The 520-nt window shown below is 57.5% G+C and carries 1 pseudogene; it reads left to right on the top strand.

Going from position 1 to position 520, the window contains the following annotated elements:
- Positions 1–35 precede the first annotated feature (35 nt).
- Positions 36–520: pseudogene (locus tag ACXJ7R_RS36165) on the top strand (hypothetical protein); the annotation flags it as partial.

The raw sequence follows: 520 nt of genomic DNA on the forward strand, positions 1-520 counted from the left end.
GGCGATATCGGCCGGCGACCAATGTGCGCAAGGGAGTGGACAAGACCGCCAACTGCAACAAATACAAGGCAAACACAGACGGGACGGCAATGGCGCTACCGCCAGGCAATAGCTTCGATTCCGCCACAGGGATGACCAATTCGACCTGGGATCGCACCAATTATTGGCTGATCAATCACGGCACGGCGTACCCCAACGTCCCGAGCACCACCAACCCGACCGGCGCCGCTGTACCGGCTTCCAGATATGACGTCTATAAATACGAGATCGCGAACGGGCTTGTCGGGGACAAGTCCAAGGCGCCGACAAAGGAGACCGGCGTTCCAGCCTGCTTCAAAGGAGCGACGCCGACCCTGGATCCCGATCGCCGGTTGCTCAACATGGCGATCGTCAACTGCATCGCCAACCAGGCCAAGATCAATGGCCATACCCAGCTCAAGCCTGATGGCTATACCAGCGTCTTTATAAACAGCCCCATCCAGAAGCAGGATAACAGCAAGGACGATGAAGATTCTTCGGC

Source organism: Mesorhizobium sp. P5_C1, assembly GCF_054049815.1.